This window comes from Helicobacter sp. T3_23-1059 (assembly GCF_053654515.1).
Genome location: NZ_JBSIUV010000191.1, coordinates 1 through 680, shown reverse-complemented (window position 1 = coordinate 680; position 680 = coordinate 1). Strand labels below are relative to the sequence as shown.

Annotated in this window: 1 pseudogene; it reads right to left on the bottom strand. The window is 32.4% G+C overall.

The window, feature by feature from the left end:
* Positions 1-664, bottom strand: a pseudogene (locus tag ACWIX0_RS13985) (transposase); the annotation flags it as partial.
* Between the last annotated feature and the right edge of the window lie 16 nt (positions 665-680).

Sequence of the window (680 nt, the reverse complement as noted above, 5' to 3'; positions counted from 1 at the left end):
TGCATAGCCACTTTTGCTTGTAGTTGCAAGTGAAATGAAGTAAAAAAGTTTTCGATTCCATTTATATGATTTCTACCTAACGCAAACTTATTTTTGCTATGTTTGACTCGATAATGTGCCTTTACCACTTTTGCTTACATTTGCAAGCAAAGCAAAGAAAAAAATCTACTAGCCCATCATAAGCCCTCCAATCATCATACAATTTTGCACTATAAAATTCTGTCTCACTCATATTGCTTAAATTCTGTATTATAGGCAAAAGCTCATCTGCCAAGCAATGTTTGACAATTTGAGTATAAACACAATTATTTTGTTTTAACATACCTTCTGCTTGCAGTTGTAAGCAAAGCAAAAACACAGAAGTTTTTTTGCCAGCTCCTCGCCCTCTTTTGCCTCTTATTCTTTTAGCACCTAAAATCTATATCAAAAGATTGCTTTCATCAATCTCTATTTCACCATTTAATGTAGAGATTTTCTCACATTCTTTGGCGATTAAAATGCGGACTTGATTGATGATTTTATTAACACTTTGACGAGAAATTTTGCTTAATTTTGCAATTTTAGAAGCCTCAATATTAAGACAAAAAAGTTTAATACTCTCTCTTGTTTTTGCCTCTGAAATTCTTGAACGAATGATATACTTGTTTTTCATCGCTGACATCATAACTTAAGACTCCTTT